Genomic DNA, 21,058 nt, shown 5'->3' on the forward strand with positions numbered 1-21,058 from the left:
CACACGTCTTGAATGTGGGCTATGCATGTTTCGGGGGGCCGATTGGCTGGGGAGTTGTTGGTCAAAAAGGGTGCTGGCCTCTATGCCCATCCGGCAGAAGAGTGTAAGAGGCCCCACCCCGAGGGCAGGAAACCCTGGGTTCGACCGGCGTGCCGTCACTTGCCGTTCGGTCACCGATGCGACCGGCGGCGCCTCGAGCCGCATTTTGGAGAGCGAAGATCGCTGCTTGCGATCGACCCATCGAAACAATCCCAACAGGTCAGAACGGAGTTGCCCGCATGGGGCTCGCGAACGCCGTCGAGAATGGCGAAGACACCACGGAACACAAGCATAGCGGCGGGTTCGCGGCGTTGACGCTCGGCTCCATCGGCGTCGTCTATGGCGATATCGGCACCAGCCCGCTCTATGCCTTCCGCGAGGCCGCCCATGCCGCCACCGAAGGCGGCAAGAACGTTACTCCCACCGCCGTGCTCGGTGTGATCTCCCTGATTTTGTGGGCCCTGATCATCATCGTCACGCTCAAATATGTGCTGCTGCTGCTCCGGGCCGACAACAAGGGGGAGGGCGGCACCCTGACCCTGATGGCGCTGGCCCAGCGGGCGCTGGGGCGCACCGGGGCACCCATCGTGCTGCTCGGCATCGTCGGTGCCTCGATGTTCTACGGCGACGCCATGATCACCCCGGCTGTCTCCGTGCTGTCGGCCGTGGAAGGCCTCAAGCTGGTGGCGCCCGGCTTCGACGTCTTCGTCGTGCCGCTGACGCTGGTGATCATCATCGCGCTCTTTCTGGTGCAGAGTCATGGCACCGCGCGGGTCGGTGCCTTTTTCGGCCCCATCATGGCGATCTGGTTCACGCTCGTCGGCGTGATCGGCTTCGTCAATTTCCTGCAGCATCCCGGCATCATCGCCGCGATTAATCCCTGGTATGCCGCCGAATTCCTGCTCACCCATGGCCATATCGGCTTTGTCACGCTGGGTGCTGTGTTCCTGGCCGTCACCGGCGGCGAAGCGCTCTATGCCGATCTCGGCCACTTCGGCCGCAAGCCGATCCAGACCGCCTGGCTCGGCCTGGTGCTGCCGGCCCTGACTCTCAACTATCTCGGCCAGGGCGCCCTGGTGCTCAACGATTTCAGTGCCCTGGAGAATCCGTTCTACCGCCTGGTGCCGGCCTCGCCGCTGTTCCTGGTGCCGATGGTGATCATGGCTACCAGCGCCACCATCATCGCCAGTCAGGCGGTGATTACCGGCACCTTCTCGCTGACGCGCCAGGCCGTTCAGCTCGGCCTGGTGCCGCGCATGCGCATTTCCCACACCTCGGAGCACCAGTCCGGCCAGATCTTCATCGCCCAGGTCAATGGTATGCTGCTCGCCGGCGTGGTGCTGTTGGTGCTGGTGTTTGAGAGTTCCTCGCGCCTGGCCTCGGCCTATGGCATCGCCGTGACCACCACGATGGTGGTGGATGCCATCCTTGCCTTCGTGGTGATCTGGCGGGTCTGGCTGTGGAAGCCCTGGGCCGCGGCGGCGATCATCGTGCCCTTCCTCATCATCGATTCGATCTTCCTCGGCGCCAACCTGCTCAAGCTGTTCGATGGCGCCTGGCTGCCGATCCTGATCGCCCTTGGCCTGATCACGCTGATGGTCACCTGGCGGCGCGGCACCCGGCTGGTGCTGGAGAAGTCCCGGCGCACCGAAGTGCCGCTGATGACCATCGTCAAGAGCCTGGAAAAAGGCTCGGTCGCCCGCGTGCCGGGCACGGCGATCTTCCTGACCAGCGATCCCGACTACGCCCCCACCGCCATGCTGCACAGCCTCAAGCACTATAAGGCGCTGCATGAGAAGGTGGCGATCCTCACCATCGAAACCACGGACGATCCGATCGTGCCGGGCGGCGGCCGGGTCTCGATCGAGGAGATCTCCGCCTCCTTCACCAAGATGAAGGTGCAGTTCGGCTATATGGAGAGCCCGAACGTGCCCAAGGCCTTGGCGCTGTGCCGCAAGGCCGGCTGGTCCTTCGACATCATGTCGACCTCCTTCTTCCTGTCGCGCCGGCACCTGCGCGGCGGGGCGCAGCCGACCATGTGGCGCTGGCAGCGCCGGCTCTATATGATCCTCGCCCGCAATGCCGACGATGCCAGCGACTATTTCTCCATTCCCTCCAACCGGGTGGTGGAGATCGGCACGCAGGTCCTGATCTGATGGAGGATGCGCAACCTGGTGTGCCGATCGCCAGATCGGCATGTTGGGAACAGCCCGTCTTCAGGAGAGGGTGCTGATCTGAAGAGCCGTCCTCAATAGTCATAAACAGAGCCGAGAAAGCTGAGTTTTGTCATGCCCGGGCTGGCTCCGGGCATTGAGATTGCGCTGCTCGTCGACATCGCAGCCCTGGATTGCCGGGAGGAAGCCCGGGAATGACAAAAGTCGAGTTTTGCCGACTTTTCGATCAGGCGCTGAAGATCCGCGCGCCGGCCTCGCGTCCAGGCCCGCTTCGCCGGCGGCGCATGTTGTCTGGACTTGCGATCCACCGTCCCAGATCCCGCCCCCCTTTGCCGTGAAATCGGAAAGGTGTAAGAGAGCGGGCTTGCTGCGCTGCACAAACAGAGGACGGGCTTGCCTGGCGACCGCAGCCGCGCTTTTCATCTTCGCCTTGCCCGACTCCTACATCATCCAACGGAGGCCCGTATGGGGCTTACGCATAGCGCCGACACCGGCGAGGAAATCAGCGGCCATGGCGGGGGCTTCTGGGCGCTGACGCTCGGCTCCATCGGCGTCGTCTACGGCGATATCGGAACCAGCCCGCTCTATGCCTTCCGCGAGGCGCTGCATGCGGCGACCGAGGGCGGCAGGCTGATGAGCCAGGAAGCGGTGCTCGGCGTGATCTCGCTGATCCTGTGGGCGCTCATCGTCATCGTGACGCTGAAATATGTGCTGCTGCTGCTCCGGGCCGACAACAAGGGCGAAGGCGGCACCCTGACTTTGATGGCCCTGGCCCAGCGTGCCCTCGGGCGTTCCGGCACGACCCTCCTGGTGCTCGGCACCATCGGGGCGGCCATGTTCTATGGCGACGCCATCCTCACGCCCGCCGTGTCGGTGCTTTCGGCGGTGGAGGGCATGAAACTGGTGACGCCGGCCTTCGATCCGTTCGTCGTGCCGATTACCGTGGCGATCATCGTGGCGCTCTTCGCCGTCCAGAGCCACGGCACGGCCCGGGTCGGCGCCTTCTTCGGGCCGGTGATGGCACTGTGGTTCGTGGTGATGGGCCTGTCGGGCCTGTGGCACATCAAGGATGCACCCGTCGTTCTCGCGGCCTTCAATCCCTGGCACGCGGTCGAGTTCATGCTCAGCCATGGCCATATCGGCTTCGTGGCGCTTGGCGCTGTTTTCCTGGCGGTCACCGGGGCGGAGGCGCTCTATGCCGATCTCGGCCATTTCGGCCGCAAGCCGATCCAGATGGCCTGGATGACGCTGGTGCTGCCTTCGCTGGCGCTGAACTATCTCGGCCAGGGCGCGCTGGTGCTGAACAATCCTGCGCCCGAGATCCTCGACAACCCCTTCTACATGCTGGTGCCGCAGAACCCGCTCTTTCTGGTGCCGATGGTGGTCTTGGCGACGATCGCCACCATCATCGCCAGCCAGGCGGTGATCACCGGCGCCTATTCCTTGACGCGCCAGGCCATCCAGCTCGGCCTCCTGCCGCGCATGAAGGTGGCCCATACGTCCGAGCACCAGTCAGGGCAGATCTATATCGCCCAGGTCAACGGCATTCTGCTGGTCGGCGTGCTCATCCTGGTGCTGGCCTTCGAGAGCTCCTCGCGCCTGGCTTCGGCCTATGGCATCGCCGTGACCACCACCATGGTGGTGACGGCGATGATGGCCTTCCTGGTGATCTGGAAGGTCTGGCGCTGGTCGGCTTTGGCAGCGGGGCTCGTCATTGTGCCGTTCTTGCTGATCGATCTCGTCTTTCTCTCGGCCAACCTGCTCAAGGTGCATGATGGAGGCTGGGTACCGCTGATGATTGCGGCGGCCCTGATGATCCTGATGATCACCTGGCGGCGCGGCACGCGGCTGGTGCTGGAGAAGACGCGGCGCACCGAGGTGCCGCTGATGACCATCGTCAAGAGCCTGGAAAAGGGCTCGGTCGCCCGCGTGCCGGGCACGGCGATCTTCCTCACCAGCGATCCCGACTACACCCCCACCGCGCTGCTGCACAGCCTCAAGCACTACAAGGCCCTGCATGAGAAGGTGGCGATCCTCACCATCCAGACCGTGGAGGAGCCGGTGGTTGCGGGAGGCGGGCGCATCACGCTCGAAGAGGTCTCTGCCTCCTTCACCAAGATGCGGGTGCAGTTCGGCTATATGGAAAGCCCGAACGTGCCCAAGGCGCTGGCGCTCAGCCGCCGGGCCGGCTGGTCCTTCGACATCATGGACACCTCTTTCTTCCTGTCGCGACGCCACCTGCGTGGCGGGGCGCAGCCGACCATGTGGCGCTGGCAGCGCCGGCTCTACATGATCCTCGCGCGCAATGCCGACGACGCCAGCGACTATTTCTCCATCCCCTCCAACCGGGTGGTGGAGATCGGCACGCAGGTGTTGATCTGAGGGAAACGGAGCGCGGGGCATCGCGACATGCTCGCATGTCGCCGGGAAGTCCGCGCTCCGGGAAGACGTCAGGCCGGTGTCGACAGCTTCATCATGGCCAGCCCGGAAATGATCAGGGCGGCGGCGACGATGCGCATGGCGTTGGCCTGTTCGCCGAGCACCAGCACACCGACGATGAAGGCTCCGACAGCGCCGATCCCGGTCCAGATCGTATAGGCGGTGCCGAGCGGCAGGCTGCGCATCGAGATCGAGAGCAGGCCGAAGCTGATGGCCATGGTGACGAAGGTGATCACGGTCGGCACCAACTTCGAAAAGCCTTCCGACTGCTTCATGTAGAAGGCCCACACCACTTCGAAGATGCCGGCGATAACAAGATAGATCCAGGCCATCAGGCCCTCCTCTCAAAAGGGCCGGGCCGTCCCGGACATCAAACCCATCATGGGGGGAGGGCGTGGCCTCCTCGATCGCGGCATGAAGGCCGCGAACGGACGGCATTGTGCCGGACTCCGTCCCGAAATCAAGGGCTGGCCCGGCATTGCGACGCTCCCTGGACGTGTCCTCTCACCGCAGCATGGCTTCGATGTCGAGCGTGGCCGTCGTGCCGATCGCGTCGAAGTGCCGGGCGAGGAAGATCTTCGCCGCCCTGCGGCCCTGGTCGCGCAGGAAGGTGAGGAACTCCCATTCGGTGTTGAGCTTGGAGGTGGCGTCCAGCCCTTCCTTCTGGCCCAGCGCGATGCGATGCAGGCGGATGTCGCCGAAACGGTCGGCGCCCCGGGCGCGGCGCTGCATCATGGCGAGAGCCCGCAATTCGCCGAGGAGGGAGGCGTTGAAGGTGATCTCGTTGAGGCGGTTGGCGATGCCGCCGGCCGTCTGCGGCACCTCCCGCACCAGCACCGGGTTGATCTGCACCAGAATGGTGTCGTCGGGCGTGCGGTCGTCGAGCAGCGGGAACAAGGCCGGGTTGCCGAGATAGCCGCCGTCCCAATAGGCCTGCCCCCCGATCTCGACGGCCTGGAAGATCTGGGGCAGGCAGGCCGAAGCCATCACCACATCAGCGTTCAGTTCGGCATTCTCGAAGATGCGGATATGGCCGCTGCGCACATTGGTGGCGGAGACGAACAGCCTGATCGCCTCGCTCGCCCTGAGCTTGTCGAAACAGATCAGCTCGGCGATGAAATCGCGCAGCGGATTGAGATTGAGCGGATTGGTGTCATAGGGGCTGAACAGCCGGCTCCAGTTCTCGAACAGGGCCATGCCGGGCGAGTCTCCCAGCGACCAGCCGGCCATGAAGCGCTCCAGAAGCGGGCGGCGCAGCGGCGACAGCCGGCCCTTGCGGCTGATCTCGCGCCAGAAGGTCTCGAGCTGCCGGCGGGCGCCAGGTGCGCCGCCCTCGAGATAACCCTCGGCGAAGACCACGGCATTCATGGCGCCGGCGCTGGTGCCGGTGATCGCCTTGACGTCGAGGCGGCCGTCCTCCAGCAGCGCGTCGAGCACGCCCCAGGTGAAGGCGCCATGAGCGCCGCCGCCCTGAAGCGCCAAACTGACGGGTTTGGGCGCGGTGCTCATGCGGCGATCCGACCGCCATCTGTCGACGGATGGGCGTCTGCGCGTGCCGGGGCGCGAACGATGCTGAAGTCGCCCCCCGGCGCCGAACCGGTGATGACGGCCGCCTTGGCCTTGAGCATGCTGGGATCCTCTGGAAAAGCCTTAGGTGATTTGCTCAGTCTTGCGCAGGAAAAAAGATAAATCACTTGAATATTGCATCGCGTTGCAGATCGGAAAATTGACGCTGGTGTGACATAGAGCGTCGCCTGCACGCATCCAGCCTCGGCTGGATCCGGGTTTAATTGATTATATGTTCAATCAATAGAGTGCCCATGCGACAACGCCTTGAGAACGGTGCAAGCCGATCTGGGCGCGACTGGGCCGCTTTGTGCCGTCGGCGTCATCCAGCGCCGTAAATTCACGGGACAAGCACTGTCTTTCGTGCTGAATTGCCATAGGGGAAAGGGCTCCGTGGCAAGAGTTCGGTCCCATCTGGGGCCGAGAGGGGTTAACAAAGACAAGACGAACTGGGCTGCCCCAGATTCGGCCTTCGGTGTTTTCCGGGAGAAATGAAATGACGGGTATTGGTAGAATGATTGCAGGCGCCGTCCTGGCCATCGGCCTCGGCACGGGCGCCGCATTGGCAGGCGATGCGGAAGCCTGCAAGACGGTCAAGTTCTCCGATGTGGGCTGGACCGACATCACCGCGACGACGGCGATCGCATCCCGCATTCTGGAAGGCCTCGGCTACACGCCCAAGACCACCGTGCTCACCGTGCCCGTCACCTACGCTTCGATGAAGAGCAAGGACATCGACGTGTTCCTCGGCAATTGGCAGCCGAGCATGGAGAACGACCGCAAGGCCTATATCGCCGACAAATCGGTGGTCGAAGTCGCCGCCAATCTGCCCGAAGGGGCAAAATACACGCTGGCCGTGCCGCAGGCGACCTATGACAAGGGCCTGAAGGATTTCGGTGACATCGCCAAGTTCAAGGATTCGCTCCAGGGCAAGATCTATGGCATCGAGCCCGGCAATGACGGCAACCGCCTGGTGCAGAGCCTGATCGACGGCAACAAGAATGGCCTGAAGGACTTCCAGCTCGTCGAATCCTCCGAGCAGGGCATGCTTGCTCAGGTGCAGGGCGCCATCGCTCGCGGCGAGGACATCGTCTTCCTGGGCTGGGCGCCCCATCCGATGAACGTCAACTTCAAGCTCCAGTACCTGACGGGCGGTGACGACACCTTCGGCCCGAATTTCGGTGCCGCCAAGGTCTACACCAACGAGCGTGCGGGCTGGAGCGAGGAATGTCCCAATGCGGGCAAGTTCATCGCGAACCTGAAATTCAATGTCGATCTCGAGAACCAGGTCATGCAGATGATCACCGGTGACGGGATGGAAGGCCCGGCGGCAGCCGAAAAATATCTCAAGGCCAATCCGGCCGTGCTCGATGCCTGGCTTGCCGGCGTCACCACCTTCGATGGCCAGCCTGGCCTCGATGCCGTGAAGAAGAGCCTCGGCCTCTGAGATCGGCCGCTCCTTAAAACGCGACGTGAAGGCCGGCAGGCATGGCCTGCCGGCATTGGAGTGCGGTTTCGCCAAATCGCACCATCAGGCCGGCGCAAGATCGGTGCTCGAAAATTACAATTAACCGGGGGTCGGCAATGATGACGCTTGCGGGCGGCACCGATCCGTCGCGGCCCCGGCCGTGGCGGGCCGGATCGCCTGCGGCATAGCGCGGGGGAAGTAATGTTCGATTGGGTGACGGATACGAAGCTGCCATTCGGCAAGGTCATGCAGCTCGTCATCGAGTTCCTGCAGAAATACTGCACGACGTGGCTGTTCGATCCGCTTCGCATCGGAATCGAAAAGACGGTCGGCGGCACGTCCTGGCTGCTGACCTATCCCCCGCCCATCGTCATCATCGTTCTCGTCGTCGCCTTCGGCTGGTGGCGGCACCGCTCCTGGGGCCTGTGCCTCTTCATCTTCCTCGGCTGCCTGTTCATCTGGAACCAGGGCTATTGGTCCAACACCATGAAGACCGTCTCTCTGGTGTTCTGGTCGGCGGCCGTGGCCATGGCGATCGGCATTCCGCTCGGCGTGATGGCGGCGCACCGGCCCAAGCTCTATGCCGTGCTCCATCCCATCCTCGACATGATGCAGACCCTGCCCACCCTGGTCTACCTCATCCCCATGGTGGCCCTGTTCCGTCTCGGCGCGGCGCCCGGCCTGATCGCGACCCTGATCTTCGCCCTGCCGGCACCCGTGCGCCTCACCTATCTCGGCATCAACTCCACCCCGACGGCGCTCAAGGAAGCGGGTGAATCCTTCGGCTCCACCAAGAGCCAGCTCCTGTGGAAGGTGGAATTGCCGCACGCCATGCCCACCATCATGGCCGGCGTCACCCAATGCATCATGCTCAGCCTGTCGATGGTGGTGATCGCCGGCATGGTCGGCGCCGAGGGCCTCGGCGTCGACGTGGTGCGCGCCATGGGCCAGTTCAACATTCCGCGCGGCTTCGAAGCGGGCGCCTGCATCGTGATCCTGGCGATCGTGCTCGATCGTCTGTGCCGTACGAAGGGAGCACACTGATGAGCATCGCCGTCGATTTCAAGAATGTCGACATCATCTTCGGCTCCCGCCAGGCCGAGGCCATCAAGCTGCTCGACGCCGGTTCGACCCGGGCCGAGATCCTGGAGAAGACCGGCTCGGTGCTGGGCTGCGCCAATGGCAACCTCACCGTGCAGGAAGGCGAGATCAGCGTGCTGATGGGCTTGTCCGGCTCCGGTAAATCGACCCTGATGCGCGCCGTCAACGGCCTCAACAAGGTCACGCGCGGCCAGGTCCTGGTGAAGGCCGGCGACAAGATGGTCGATGTGGTCAGCTGCAACGAGCAGACCCTGCGCCATGTCCGCCAGCACTCCGTCGCCATGGTGTTCCAGCAGTTCGGCCTGCTGCCCTGGCGCACCGTGGCCGAGAACGTCGGCTTCGGCCTGGAACTGGCCGGCGTGCCCGAAGCCGAGCGCAAGGCCAAGGTCGACAAGCAATTGGAGCTGGTCCACCTCAAGCAATGGGAGAAGAAATTCGCCCATGAGCTGTCGGGCGGCATGCAGCAGCGCGTGGGCCTCGCCCGCGCCTTCGCCACCGAGGCGCCGATCCTCTTGATGGACGAGCCCTTCTCGGCGCTCGACCCCCTGATCCGCACCAAGCTGCAGGACGAGTTGCTGCAGCTGCAGAAGGAACTGAAGAAGACCATCATCTTCGTCAGCCACGATCTCGAGGAAGCTCTCAAGATCGGCAACACCATCACCATTCTGGAGAGCGGCCGCATCGTGCAGTCGGGCCGGCCGGAGGATATCGTGCTGCGCCCGGCCAACGATTACGTGCAGGAATTCATCGCCAATGTGAACCCGCTCAGCGTGCTCACCGCCTGGCATGTGATGCGCGATGCCCGCGATCTCGAAAGGGAAGGCGACGGCTGGATCTGGCTCGATGGCCGCAAGACCACCCGTTTCAAGGTCGGTGCCGACGGTCAGGTGCAGGCGGCCGAGCGCGACAGCATCCGCGGCGCATGGGTGCATTGTTCCGAATGCGAAAAGCCGGTGCAGGAGGATGAGCGCTCCTGCTATTGGGCCAGCCCCGGCACGTCCCTCAAGACGGTGATGCTGGCCATGCACAAGGCCGATACCGCGCCGGTCGCGCTGTTCGATGAGCAGAACCGTTTCGTCGGCGCGATCGAGGTGAAGGACGTGCTGCAGGCCGTGTTGAGGCGCCAGGACGCCTGATATCCAGGACGCCTGCCATTCCCGGGAGCGCGAATCTCCGATCCGCTCTTCCTTTTCCGTCCGCATTGATCCGTTAAGGCTTTGCCGCGATACTGGCCGTTCTGCCAATGCATGCGTGTCAAGTCACCAGGTGGTCATTAAAATGCCCCCCTTCCGGTGAATGTGTGCCGCCGCTGAAGCCGAAAGAGGAACGGATGGGTATTTCGAATCGGGCAATCACCGCCACGCTCGTGGCGGGCTTGGCCTTTGGATCCGCCGCCGGCGTTGCGCGCGCCAGCAATCCCACCATCGTCGTCGATGCGGCCAGCGGCAGGGTGCTGCAGCAGCAGGATGCGACCCGGCCCTGGTATCCGGCCTCTCTCACCAAGCTGATGACGGCCTATACCGTGTTCAAGGCCATCCAGGCGGGACGCGTCGATCTGGGCACGCCGATCGTGATTTCACCGCTCGCCGCCAGGCAGGCGCCCTCCAAGATGGGCTATCCTGTCGGCACGATGGTCACCATCGACGACGCCCTCAAAATGCTGGTGGTGCATTCGGCCAATGATATCGCCGTGGCCCTGGCCGAGGGGGTATCGGGTTCGGTGGATGCCTTCGCCGCCGAGATGAACGCCAATTCGCGGGCGTTGGGCATGGCCCAGAGCCAGTGGGTCAATCCCAACGGGCTGCCTGATCCGCGCCAGATCACCTCGGCGCGCGACATGGCGGTGATGGCCGACGCCATCATCACGCAATTCCCGCAATATGCCTCGCTGTTCCAGATCCAGACCATCCAGTCGGGCAGCCGGATCATGCGCACCCACAATGCCCTGGTCTATCGCTACCCCGGCGCCGACGGCATGAAGACGGGCTTCATCTGCGCGGCCGGCTTCAACGTGGTGGCGACGGCCACCCGCAACGGCCGCAAGCTGATCACGGTGATCATGGGCGCGCCGACGCCGAAGGACCGTACCAACCAGGCCGTTGCGCTGTTCGAGGCCAACTACACCAATAGCGGTGGCGGCTTCTTCAGCAAGGCGCCGCTCGCCACCCAGCTTCCGGCCTCGGCCTATCCCGGCCCGACCGATATTCGCGACATCGCCTGTTCGCGCAAGAAGGGAGGTTCGGGTGCGGCGGAAAGTGCCGACACCGCCGAGGTGCTCCCCGGCAGCCCGGCCGCGCCCGCCCCGGAGCCCAGCCCGCTGCTGGCAAGCTGGGTGACGGCGCCGCCCATTGCGGTCGGCCCCTATCTCGGGCCGCGGCGCCCGATCTATAGCCTGCCCAACACGCCGATTCTCGCCGATCTGCCGCCCAAGCCGGCGAAGGGGCCGGCGAGCAAGCTCGCCGCCAAGAAGGGCGTGACGGCCACCGGCTATGCCGATCCGGGCAAGCCCCTGGCGGTGCCCGATCAACTCACCGACCCCAAGCTCAACAAAGGGCGCAAGAACCTGAAGAAGACCGCCGACAGCAAGGCGAAGACGCCTGCCAAAACTCCTGCCAAGCCGCCCAAGCGCAAGGTGCACCACGAGGGATAGGGCCGAGGCACCCAAGCTCCAACGTTACGAAGGCGGGCGCCGCGTTGGAGGGTCGGTCTCCGGATCGACCCTCTTGGAGACGCTACGTTGGCCGAAAAGATGTCGATCTGGAGATCGACACTCCATTGGATCGATCCCGCCCTTGATTTCGGGCAGGTCCGCCTCATGGCGTTTTGCGATTGGGCGGTAGAGCAAATAAGCGTTCACACTTGAACGCGCTTTGCTCTAGAGGTTGACCCGGCCTCGCATTGGCGGGAGCCCCGCCGGACCGCCCGCAATGTCGAACAATGCCATCCTGACCGGCCTGAGCCTCGGGCTCCTCGCGGCGCTCTGCTATGGCGCCAACGTGCCCTATGCCAAGCTTGCCGCCGAGGCCGGCGCGAGCGGGCCGACAGTGGTGTTCTACCGGGCCTTTCTGCTCGTGGCGCTGCTCGGCGGCCTGGGCCTTGCCCAAGGCGGCACGCTGGCCGTCGCCCGGCCCTGGCGCCTGCCGGTGTTAGGCCTGGGCATCGCCACCAGCTTCGTCGGCCTGTGCTACATTTCCTCGGTTGCCTTCATCCCGGTGGGGATCGCCACCATCCTCTATTATATCTACCCGCTGCTGATTTTGGTGGCCAGTCCGCTGGTGGATGGTGAAAGGCTGACACCGGCGCGGCTCGCCATCTTTGCGCTCGCTTTCGTCGGTCTCGTCATCGCGCTGGGCGCCGATTTCGGCGCGCTGGATTGGCGGGGCCTGGCATTGGCTCTGATGGCGGCGTCCGCCGCCGCGCTTCAGTTCTTCTGCGCTGCGCGGGCAACCCGCGGCGTCCATCCCGCGATCGCCGGGTTCTGGACGCAGCTGATCCTGATTCCAGTCGCGCTCGCGGCCTGCCTCGCCACCGGCAGGCTCGCCTCGCCGGCCGTGCTGCTCGCAGCGGCGGTGCCGGTCGGCCTGCATATCGGCCTGTTCGTCCTGGCCTTTGTGTGCCATTTGACTGCAGCCCGGCTGACGCCCCCGGCAGCGCTGGGTTTGGTGTTCTGCGCCGAGCCCGTCGCTTCGATCCTGCTGGCGACACAGGTGCTCGACGAGCATCTGACGCCCCGGCAGGTCAGCGGCGGCACGCTGGTGCTCATCGCCGTGGTGGCGTCGGTGCTGATGGAAAGTCGCAGAAAGGCCGTATCGGCATGATCTCGTCCCGCATTCCCGCTTTCGTGCTCACGGGCTTTCTCGGAGCCGGCAAGACGACGCTGCTCAATCGCCTCCTGAAGGATCCCGCCTTGGCCGACACGGCCGTGGTGATCAACGAATATGGCGAGGCCGGGCTCGACCATCTGCTGGTCGAAAAATCGGGTGACGGCGTGGTCCTGCTGTCCTCAGGCTGCCTGTGCTGCAGCCTGCGCGGCGATCTCTTGGATACGCTGGCCGATCTCGCGGCGCGCCGGGCATCGGGCGACCTGCCACCCTTTGCCCGCGTGGTGATCGAGACCACGGGGCTCGCCTATCCCACGCCCGTGCTGCAGACCCTGATGGCGCCGCAACTGGCGGGTGCGGGCTATGTTCTCGCCGGGGTCATCGCAGTCGCCGATGCCCTGCGAGGCGAGGCGCTGCTCGACCAGCATGCCGAGGCCATCGCCCAGCTTGCGGTGGCGGACCGCATCCTGGTCAGCAAGACCGATCTCGCCGGCGACAGCGCGGCCTTCATGGCAAGGCTGCGGGCCCTCAATCCGCGCGCTGCCATCGGCCCCATGCCGGATGCCGGCGCTGCAGCATTGCTCGAGGAGCCTGACTTTCCGAGCGCGGGGGCTGCCGTCGGGGCGCGGCCCTTCTTTTCAGCCCATGACGCCGCGATCGCTTCCTTCACGCTGGAAACGGACAAGGTCCTGACGCCCGGGCGCTTCGTCACCTTTATCGACGAGTTGCGCGAGCGTTTCGGCGAAGGCCTGCTGCGCTTCAAGGCACTTGTGAGGCTCGCCGACGAGCCCGGGCGTCCGGTGGTCCTGCATGGGGTCCAGCATTGGTTCGCACCGCCGGAACGCCTCGATGCCTGGCCGGGCCCCGACCGGCGCACCCGTATCGTGGTGATCGGCCGTGATCTCGACCGGCGGGCTATCGAGGACCTGTTCGCGGCCTTCTGCGACGAGCCGCGCCTGGACGCTCCCGATCGCGCGGCCCTGACCGACAATCCCCTGGCGTTCTGAACACGGGAGGAGAGGCCATATACGTCAACCGTCCTGTTGCGACAGGTCGGGCGCCCGCACGGTGCCGCGCCAGATCAGCGGCGCGTCGAGGCAGGTCCGCGTGCCGATCCGATCGCCGGAGCGGCCGCCGGCGCTGCCGTCGCGCACCAGTTCGGCGACCTTGTCGGCGATACGGTCGATGGGCTGGGCGAAGGTGGTGAGGTCATAGGCCCGCCAGCCGGCCTGCTCGATATCGTCGAAGCCGATGACGCACAGATCTTCCGGCACGCGCAGGCCGAACTCCTTGCGGGCGGCGTCGACGAAGCCGCAGGCCATCAGGTCGTTGATGCAGAAGGCGGCGTCGGGCGTGACCTGCCGGGTGAACAAGGCGCGCGCCGCTTCGGCGCCCGTTTCGTAGGTGGTGCGGCCCTGGCGCCAATGGATCGGCTCGAAGCCGGCCTGGCGGGCTGCTTGGAGAAAGGCCTGCTCGCGTTCGGCGAGGCTGGGCGTGCCGGCCTGCGAGGTGACGCAGGCGAGCCGCCGGCACCCGGCGCGCTCGAAGGCCAGCACGGCCTGCCGGGCGGCGTCCCGGTTGGCGACCGTGATGGTGTGGGCCTCGTCGAAATCCTGGTCGCGATTGATCAGGATCAGCTCCTGGCCATGGTCGAGGCAGGTGCGGGCGATGGCCCGGTCTGGCGTGCCCGAGAGCACCACCGTGGCATCGGCCCGGTAGTTGAGGGTCTGGCGCACCGCGCCGGCCACGGCTTCGGGCGAGCCGGAGGAATTGATCACCATGGCGACCTTGCCCGCCTGCTGCAGCCGGCCGATCAGGTTCCGGGCCAGGCGTGACTGGAAAGGCGTGTCGACGTCGGAGACGATCAGGCAGACGATGCCGCTTTGCTGGCGCATCAGGCCGCGGGCGAGATGGTTGACGTGGTAGCCCAGATTCTGGGCCGCCTCCATCACGCGTTTGCGCGTCTCTTCGGAAACGCTGGCCCCCGGCGTGAAGGCGCGGGACACGGCGGAACGGGAAACGCCGGCCAGTCTGGCGACTTCCTCGGCGCTGACGAAGGAGCGGGCTGGTTTCATGATAGGAGCCGGTCGAACATTGACCGGAGGTTGCACGCCCTTGCAGTCATGCGCAAGGGCCATGGTTGATTTTGCGCAATTTGGACGGATTGCGCCGTAAATTTCGGTGCAAAGAACAGGATTGACAGTAGGATCATACTCGTGCAGCTTTTGCACGCGCGTGCAATACAAGCAGAACAGCGCGCCGCCTGGAGGAAATTCATGAAGAAGATACTCGCTGCCGCCGCGGTCATCGCCGCCATGCTCCCGGCCGCCGCCCAGGCGGAGGGCTCCCTCAACCTGATCTGTGCCGCGGATGTCGCCGTCTGTGAGTTGCTGAAGAACCGGTTCGAAAAGGATAGCGGTATCGGCGTCAACATGGTCCGCCTGTCCTCGGGCGAGACCTATGCCAAGATCCGGGCCGAGGCCGCCAATCCCAAGACCGACATCTGGTGGGCCGGCACCGGCGACCCGCATCTGCAGGCTGCCCAGGAAGGGCTCACCCTCGAATATAAGTCCCCACTGCTCGATCAGCTCCAGGATTGGGCCAAGCGCCAGGCCGAGCAGTCGGGCTACCGCACCGTTGGTGTCTATGCCGGGGCGCTCGGCTGGGGCTACAATGCCGACCTCCTCGCCCAGAAGAAGCTGAAGGCGCCGGGCTGCTGGGCCGATCTGGCCGATCCGTCCTTCAAGGGCGAGATCCAGATGGCCAACCCCAATTCCTCGGGCACGGCCTATACGGCGCTGGCCTCGCTGGTGCAGATCATGGGCGAGGACAAGGCCTTCGAGTACCTGGCCAAGCTCAATGCCAATGTCTCGCAATACACCAAGTCGGGCTCGGCCCCGGTGAAGGCGGCGGCGCGCGGGGAGACCACCGTCGGCATCGTCTTCATGCATGATGCGGTGACGATGACGGCCGAAGGCTTCCCGGTCAAAGCGGTGGCGCCCTGCGAGGGCACCGGCTACGAGATCGGCTCGATGAGCATCGTCAAGGGCGCGCGCAACCTCGACAACGCCAAGAAATTCTACGATTGGGCCCTCAAGCCGGAGATCCAGTCGCTGATGAAGGATGCCAAATCCTTCCAGATCCCCTCCAACAAGAACGCCGAGTTGCCGCCCCAGGCTCCTCGCTTCGAGGACATCAAGCTGATCGACTACGATTTCAAGAAATTCGGCGAACCCGCGACCCGCAAGGCGCTGCTGGAGCGCTGGGACCGCGAGATCGGCGCCAACGCAAACTGAACTGATCCGTTCTTCGCAATCGCGGGCGTCTCGCCTATCGCACCGTCATTGCGGGGTTGGCATGGGATTGGAGTGTCGATCTCCAGATCGACATTCTTGGAAATGCGGAAGGAAGAAGTCGATCTGAAGATCGACACTCCATGCTTCCGACGTTTCGCCGGGCCAGGTCAACGCTGATGGGCTGGATGCCTGCGCTATCCCAAACCACCTCCTTTCCGAAAGGCCCGCCATGAACAGGCGCAACCGCCGCCTCGACTGGGTGCTCGCCCTGGCCGTTCTCGGCCTGGCGATCTTGCCCTGGTACAGACTCGAGGCTGGATTCTTCTCGACCGGATGGCTGACGGACTATCCGGCCGGCGCGAAGGCCGGGCCGGGACTGGTTCAGCTCGCCTTGCACGGGCGCTGGTGGCTGGCTCTGCCTTTGCTGGCGCTGGTGCCAGCCGCGCTGGCCCGATTCACGGCTCAGCCGACGCTGCGAGCCCGGCTGCTCGTCGCCTCGGGTCTCGCCGGCGCGACCATCATGGTGTTCCAGGGCTTCGCCATCGCCTATTCGGGCTGGCGCTGGCCGGTGCTCGAGGCCTGGTTCGGGGTGCTCGGAACGGGGCAGGAAGCTTTCGGCGCCGGTGCGGCCACGCTGCTGACGGCCTTCCTGCTGCTGTTCAGTTTCGGCCTCGCCGAGCGCGGCGTTCTCAGGGGGGATGCCTTCGTGGTGTCGGCGATCACCATCCTGATCGCCCTGGTCGCCACCTTCGTGTTCTATCCGGTGGGCACCGTGCTGGTCGGCGCCTTCCAGGGCGTCGATGGCAGCTTCGATGCCGCGGGCTTCCTCAACACCCTGACCGACCCGTCGATCTGGACCCTGCGCTGCCTCACCGGCGGCGGGCGCTGCGGCGTCGCCTGGTCCACCCTGATGCTGGCCATCGCCACCGGCGCGGGTTCGACGCTGCTGGGCCTCGCCTTCGCTTTGGTGGCGACACGGACCCGCTTTCCCTTCAAGCGGGCGCTGCGGCTGCTCACCATCCTGCCGATCATCACGCCGCCCTTCGTGGTCGGCCTCGCCCTGATCCTGCTGTTCGGGCGTTCGGGCGTGGTCACCCAGGGGCTTGCCTACCTCTTCGACATTCCGCCCGGCCGCTGGCTCTACGGCCTCACCGGCATCTGGATCGCGCAGGTGCTCTCCTTCACCCCGATCGCCTTCCTGGTGCTGATCGGCGTGGTGCAGGGCGTCAGCCCGGCCATGGAGGAGGCGGCCCAGACCCTCAGGGCCGACCGCTGGCGCACCTTCGTCACGGTGTCGCTGCCGCTGATGCGGCCGGGCCTCGCCAATGCCTTCCTGGTCGGCTTCATCGAGAGCCTGGCCGATTTCGGCAACCCCATGGTGCTGGGCGGCAGCCACGGCGTGCTCTCCACCGAGATCTTCTTCGCCGTGGTGGGTGCCCAGACCGATCCGGCGCGGGCAGCCGTGCTCGCCCTGATCCTGCTCTCCTTCACCCTCACCGCCTTCGTCGCCCAGCGGCTCTGGCTCGGCGGCAGGAATTTCACCACCGTCACCGGCAAGGGCGATTCGGGCCAGCATGCCGGGCTCAGCCGTGGGGTCGCGGCACTTTCCATCGGCGTGGTCTCCGTGTGGTCGGCCTTCACGCTGGTGGTCTATGCCATGATCCTGTTCGGCGGTTTCGTGAAGACCTGGGGGCTCGACCATAGCCTCACGCTCGAGCATTACAGCCGCGCCTTTGCGGTGACCTTCAGCCAGGGCTCGATACTGTGGAGCGGCGTCGCCTGGGGCTCGTTCTGGACGACGATGGAGATCGCCCTGATCTCGGCTCCGCTGACGGCGGTGGTCGGTCTCCTCACCGCCTATCTGATCGTGCGGCAGAATTTCGCCGGGCGCTCTGTCTTCGAATTCGCCCTGATGATGAGCTTCGCCATTCCCGGAACCATCATCGGCGTTTCCTATGTCTTCGCCTTCAACCTGCCGCCGGTGGAGATGACGGGCACGGCGCTGATCCTGATCATCTGCTTCGTCTTCCGCAACATGCCGGTGGGCGTGCGGGGCGGCGTGGCGGCGATGAGCCAGATCGACCGAAGCCTCGACGAGGCTTCGCTGACGCTGGGCGCGAACTCCTTCACCACGGCGCGGCGCGTGATCCTGCCGCTGCTCCGCCCGGCGATTGTCGCCGCCCTGGTCTACAGCTTCGTGCGCTCGATCACCTCGATCAGCGCCGTGATCTTCCTGGTGAGCGCCCAGTACAACATGGCGACCGCCTATATCGTCGGCCTGGTCGAGAACGGCAGTTACGGTGTCGCCATCGCCTATTCCAGCGTGCTGATCGTGGTGATGATCGCCGTGATCGGCGGCTTCCAGGCCCTGGTCGGCGAGCGCCGGCTGCGCCGCGAGGACCGCGTCGCCGGTGTGCCGGCCAGATCCACCCCCAGACCTCAGGAGAAGGCGGCATGAGTATCGATATCAGGCCTGGCTCGGTCACCTTTCAGAATGTGCGCAAGAACTTCGGAGCGGTGACGGCCATTGCCGATCTGTCGCTCACGATCGAACCAGGCACGCTCGTGACCCTGCTCGGCCCTTCGGGCTGCGGCAAGACGACGACCTTGCGCATGATCGCCGGGCTCGAACATCCCAGTGCCGGCCGCATCAGCATCGGCGGCAAGGACGTCACCGCCCTGCCGGCCAATGAGCGCGACGTCTCGATGGTTTTTCAGTCCTATGCCCTGTTTCCGCATATGAGCGTGGCCGATAATGTCGCGTACGGCCTGATATCATCCGGCCTGCGCAAGGCCGAAGCGCGCGAGAAGGCGGCCGACGGCCTGGCCTTGGTGGGGCTGGCCGGCTATGGCGAGCGCCTGCCGAGCGAATTGTCGGGTGGCCAGCAGCAGCGCGTCGCCGTGGCGCGCGCCCTCGTGGTCGAGCCGCAGGTGCTGCTGCTCGACGAACCGCTCTCCAATCTCGATGCCCGGCTGCGCCGGCGGGTGCGCACCGAGATCCGCGAGCTCCAGCAGCGGCTGGGCTTTACCGCCGTCTACGTCACCCATGACCAGGAAGAGGCGCTGGCCGTCTCGGACACGGTCATCGTCATGCATCAGGGCCGGATAGCCCAGTCCGGTACGCCGCGCGAGCTCTATGAGGCGCCGGCCTCCGCCTTCATCGCCGATTTCATCGGCGAAGCCAATGTGGTGCCTTGCGAGGTGACGCGCGTGGCCGATGGCCGGGCCGAGATCCGGGTCGGCGAGGGCGGGCATGCGCTGGCCGCGCGGGGGCTGGCCGTCGGCCCCGCCAAGCTCGCCATCCGTCCCAATGCCATGACCCTGCGCGAGGCCGCCGGGGCCATGCTGTCGGGCCGGGTGCTGCACGCGGCCTATCTCGGCGACCATGTCGAATACGAAATCGAGACCAAGGCCGGCCCGATTTTCCTCATCGATTCCGGCACCGACCGCATGCTCGCGCCGGGGACAGCCATCGGCGTCGACCTGCATGACCGCGGCCTCGCTTTGGTGCCGGAATGAGGATGGTCCGTGGAAGCCTGTCATTGCGAGCGTCGCGAAGCAATCCAGCCAGCCACGGGCTCGTCCTCCGGACTGCTTCGCGACGCTCGCAATGACGGCTGGCCTTAGCCTTCATATGTTTCAGGTCCTTCAGGAATTGCCCATGACATCGCCTGCCGTCGCCGACATCGCCGCCCGCCTCGATCTTGCCCGGGACATCTCCCGGGAGGCCGGCCTCCTGGCCCTGTCCTTCTTCAACGACCGCGATACGCTCGCCGTCGAAACCAAGGCCAATGCGCAGGACGTGGTCTCGGCCGCCGACAAGGCCAGCGAGCGGCTGCTGCGCGAGCGCATCCGCGCCGTTTTTCCGGACGACAGCCTGCTCGGCGAAGAATATGGCCTCAGCGAAGGCAGCTCCGGTTATTGCTGGGTGATGGATCCGGTCGACGGCACCAGCCCCTTCGTGTTCGGCCTGCCGTCCTGGTGCGTCTCGGTGGCGGTCACGCACGGCACCGACACGGTCGTCGGGGTGATCTATGCGCCGGTGCGCGACGAACTCTATGCGGCGGCCCTCGGCCAGGGGGCGACGCTCAACGGCACCAGCCTGCGGCTTTCGGACCAAAGAAGCCTGGTCGACGGCGTGCTCGGGGTGGGCGCCAATCACCGCGTGGCGCCGGAGACCATCACCGGCTTCCTCAACGCCCTCCTGCATGAGGGCGGCATGTTCATCCGCAACGGCTCGGGTGCGCTGATGCTGGCCTATGTCGCGGCGGGGCGGCTGGTCGGCTATTACGAGCCGCACATGAACGCCTGGGACTGCCTGGCGGGCCTGTGCCTCATCAGCGAGGCGGGCGGCCGGACGGAGAACTTCCTCGCCCATGGCGATCTCGCCCGGGGTGGTCGGGTGATCGGTTCGGCCCCGGGGGCCTGGGATGGCTTGATGGGACTGGTGGATCAGGCCGGGACTGTCGCAGCGTGACGGCGCGCCCGAGGAGGCGGGCTTAGTCCGCTTCTCGGATCCATCACCTTCGCCGAAGGGCCGAGCCGGAGGCTCTCATTCCTGACAAAAACTGGCAGGGTAGAGCGCTAGTCTTTCCTCGTCGCAACCGAGGACCAAGACAATGCCCGCCTCCTTCAAATCCAGCTATGCCCTGCTGATGGTCGACAGCCCGCTGCGCAGCGCCGCCTTCTATCGCGACCTGCTCGGCCTTGAGCCCATCGAGAAGCAGGCCACCTTCGCCCTGTTCGCCCTCGAGACCGGTCTGATGCTCGGCCTCTGGTCGAAGCATACGGCCGAGCCCGCGCCGGGTGCGCCAGCCGGCGGCGTCGAGATCGGCTTCAAGGTCGCGAATGCCGCCGCCGTCGATGCTGCCTATGGCCAATGGCTCGAAACGCGCGATGTGCGCGTCGCCCAGAAGCCCATCGATCTCGATTTCGGCCGCACCTTCGTGGTGCTCGATCCCGACGGCCACAGGTTGCGCGTGTTCTCGACGCCGGAGGCATGACGGTTACTTCCGGGTGCACGGGCATCTTGCCCGTTCTTGGAAGCGCCGCGCTTGCGGAAAGGAAGAACGGGCAAGATGCCCGTGCACCCTGTGTAGTTGGAATGTGTCAGGATGGGTGCGGGCGAGAGACCGTGTGCACCCCGGCCCGTTA

Annotated in this window: 16 protein-coding genes and 1 pseudogene; 13 read left to right on the top strand and 4 right to left on the bottom strand. The window is 65.3% G+C overall.

The genetic code is table 11. The annotated features are described in order from the left end of the window. Window positions 1-278 precede the first annotated feature (278 nt). On the top strand, window positions 279-2,195 hold the full coding sequence (locus J8I29_RS10655; RefSeq protein WP_245196840.1) for a potassium transporter Kup: 1,917 nt from the start codon (window positions 279-281) through the stop codon (window positions 2,193-2,195). 540 nt (window positions 2,196-2,735) lie between these two features. After that, window positions 2,736-4,595, top strand: a pseudogene (locus J8I29_RS10660) (potassium transporter Kup); the annotation flags it as partial. A gap of 68 nt (window positions 4,596-4,663) precedes the next feature. Here the strand turns inward: J8I29_RS10660 and sugE are convergent. From sugE to J8I29_RS30275, 3 genes are all read right to left on the bottom strand, one after another. After that, on the bottom strand, window positions 4,664-4,984 hold the full coding sequence (gene sugE, locus J8I29_RS10665; protein WP_105861197.1) for a quaternary ammonium compound efflux SMR transporter SugE: 321 nt from the start codon (window positions 4,982-4,984) through the stop codon (window positions 4,664-4,666). Between the two features lie 172 nt (window positions 4,985-5,156). Next, window positions 5,157-6,161 carry a patatin-like phospholipase family protein gene (locus tag J8I29_RS10670; protein WP_105861198.1) on the bottom strand — a complete coding sequence of 335 codons (1,005 nt, stop codon included), beginning with the start codon at window positions 6,159-6,161 and terminating at the stop codon, window positions 5,157-5,159. After that, on the bottom strand, window positions 6,158-6,280 hold the full coding sequence (locus tag J8I29_RS30275) for a hypothetical protein (RefSeq protein ID WP_280870185.1): 123 nt from the start codon (window positions 6,278-6,280) through the stop codon (window positions 6,158-6,160). Before J8I29_RS30275 ends, J8I29_RS10670 begins: the two co-directional genes overlap by 4 nt. Before the next feature lie 434 nt (window positions 6,281-6,714). On the opposite strand from J8I29_RS30275, the gene J8I29_RS10675 reads away from it, so the two are divergent. The 6 genes from J8I29_RS10675 to J8I29_RS10700 all read left to right on the top strand — a co-directional run bounded on the left by J8I29_RS10675 (window position 6,715) and on the right by J8I29_RS10700 (window position 13,615). Then, entirely contained in the window at window positions 6,715-7,665 is a 951-nt protein-coding gene (locus J8I29_RS10675; protein WP_105861199.1) for a choline ABC transporter substrate-binding protein, read from the top strand. A 234-nt stretch (window positions 7,666-7,899) separates the two neighbouring features. Further along, entirely contained in the window at window positions 7,900-8,730 is an 831-nt protein-coding gene (gene choW, locus J8I29_RS10680) for a choline ABC transporter permease subunit (protein ID WP_342588397.1), read from the top strand. Beyond that, the gene (gene choV, locus J8I29_RS10685) at window positions 8,730-9,923 is read left to right on the top strand and encodes a choline ABC transporter ATP-binding protein (RefSeq protein ID WP_209431608.1); all 1,194 of its coding nucleotides are present in this window, start codon (window positions 8,730-8,732) and stop codon (window positions 9,921-9,923) included. The genes choW and choV overlap by 1 nt, the downstream gene beginning before the upstream one ends. Before the next feature lie 194 nt (window positions 9,924-10,117). Beyond that, window positions 10,118-11,437 carry a D-alanyl-D-alanine carboxypeptidase family protein gene (locus tag J8I29_RS10690; protein WP_209431609.1) on the top strand — a complete coding sequence of 440 codons (1,320 nt, stop codon included), beginning with the start codon at window positions 10,118-10,120 and terminating at the stop codon, window positions 11,435-11,437. Window positions 11,438-11,714: 277 nt separating this feature from the next. After that, entirely contained in the window at window positions 11,715-12,605 is an 891-nt protein-coding gene (locus J8I29_RS10695) for a DMT family transporter (protein ID WP_105861203.1), read from the top strand. Beyond that, window positions 12,602-13,615 (top strand): GTP-binding protein, encoded by a 1,014-nt coding sequence (locus J8I29_RS10700; RefSeq protein WP_245196841.1) that lies wholly within the window; start codon window positions 12,602-12,604, stop codon window positions 13,613-13,615. The genes J8I29_RS10695 and J8I29_RS10700 overlap by 4 nt, the downstream gene beginning before the upstream one ends. A 24-nt stretch (window positions 13,616-13,639) precedes the next feature. Here J8I29_RS10700 and J8I29_RS10705 read toward each other — a convergent pair whose 3' ends face one another. Beyond that, a complete protein-coding gene (locus tag J8I29_RS10705) occupies window positions 13,640-14,683 on the bottom strand; it encodes a LacI family DNA-binding transcriptional regulator (protein ID WP_209431610.1) in 1,044 nt (347 codons plus the stop codon). A gap of 201 nt (window positions 14,684-14,884) precedes the next feature. On the opposite strand from J8I29_RS10705, the gene J8I29_RS10710 reads away from it, so the two are divergent. From J8I29_RS10710 to J8I29_RS10730, 5 genes are all read left to right on the top strand, one after another. After that, a complete protein-coding gene (locus tag J8I29_RS10710) occupies window positions 14,885-15,904 on the top strand; it encodes an ABC transporter substrate-binding protein (protein WP_209431611.1) in 1,020 nt (339 codons plus the stop codon). Between the two features lie 229 nt (window positions 15,905-16,133). Beyond that, on the top strand, window positions 16,134-18,362 hold the full coding sequence (locus tag J8I29_RS10715; protein ID WP_209431612.1) for an iron ABC transporter permease: 2,229 nt from the start codon (window positions 16,134-16,136) through the stop codon (window positions 18,360-18,362). Then, window positions 18,359-19,423, top strand: a complete 1,065-nt coding sequence (locus tag J8I29_RS10720) for an ABC transporter ATP-binding protein (protein WP_209431613.1) — start codon at window positions 18,359-18,361, stop codon at window positions 19,421-19,423. The genes J8I29_RS10715 and J8I29_RS10720 overlap by 4 nt, the downstream gene beginning before the upstream one ends. Before the next feature lie 142 nt (window positions 19,424-19,565). Beyond that, a complete protein-coding gene (locus J8I29_RS10725; protein ID WP_209431614.1) occupies window positions 19,566-20,381 on the top strand; it encodes an inositol monophosphatase in 816 nt (271 codons plus the stop codon). A gap of 142 nt (window positions 20,382-20,523) precedes the next feature. After that, a complete protein-coding gene (locus J8I29_RS10730) occupies window positions 20,524-20,907 on the top strand; it encodes a VOC family protein (protein WP_209431615.1) in 384 nt (127 codons plus the stop codon). The last annotated feature ends 151 nt before the right edge of the window (window positions 20,908-21,058 follow it).

The sequence above is a fragment of the Labrys sp. LIt4 genome (genome assembly GCF_017813775.1).
GTDB classification, from domain to species: Bacteria; Pseudomonadota; Alphaproteobacteria; order Rhizobiales; family Labraceae; genus Labrys; species Labrys okinawensis_A.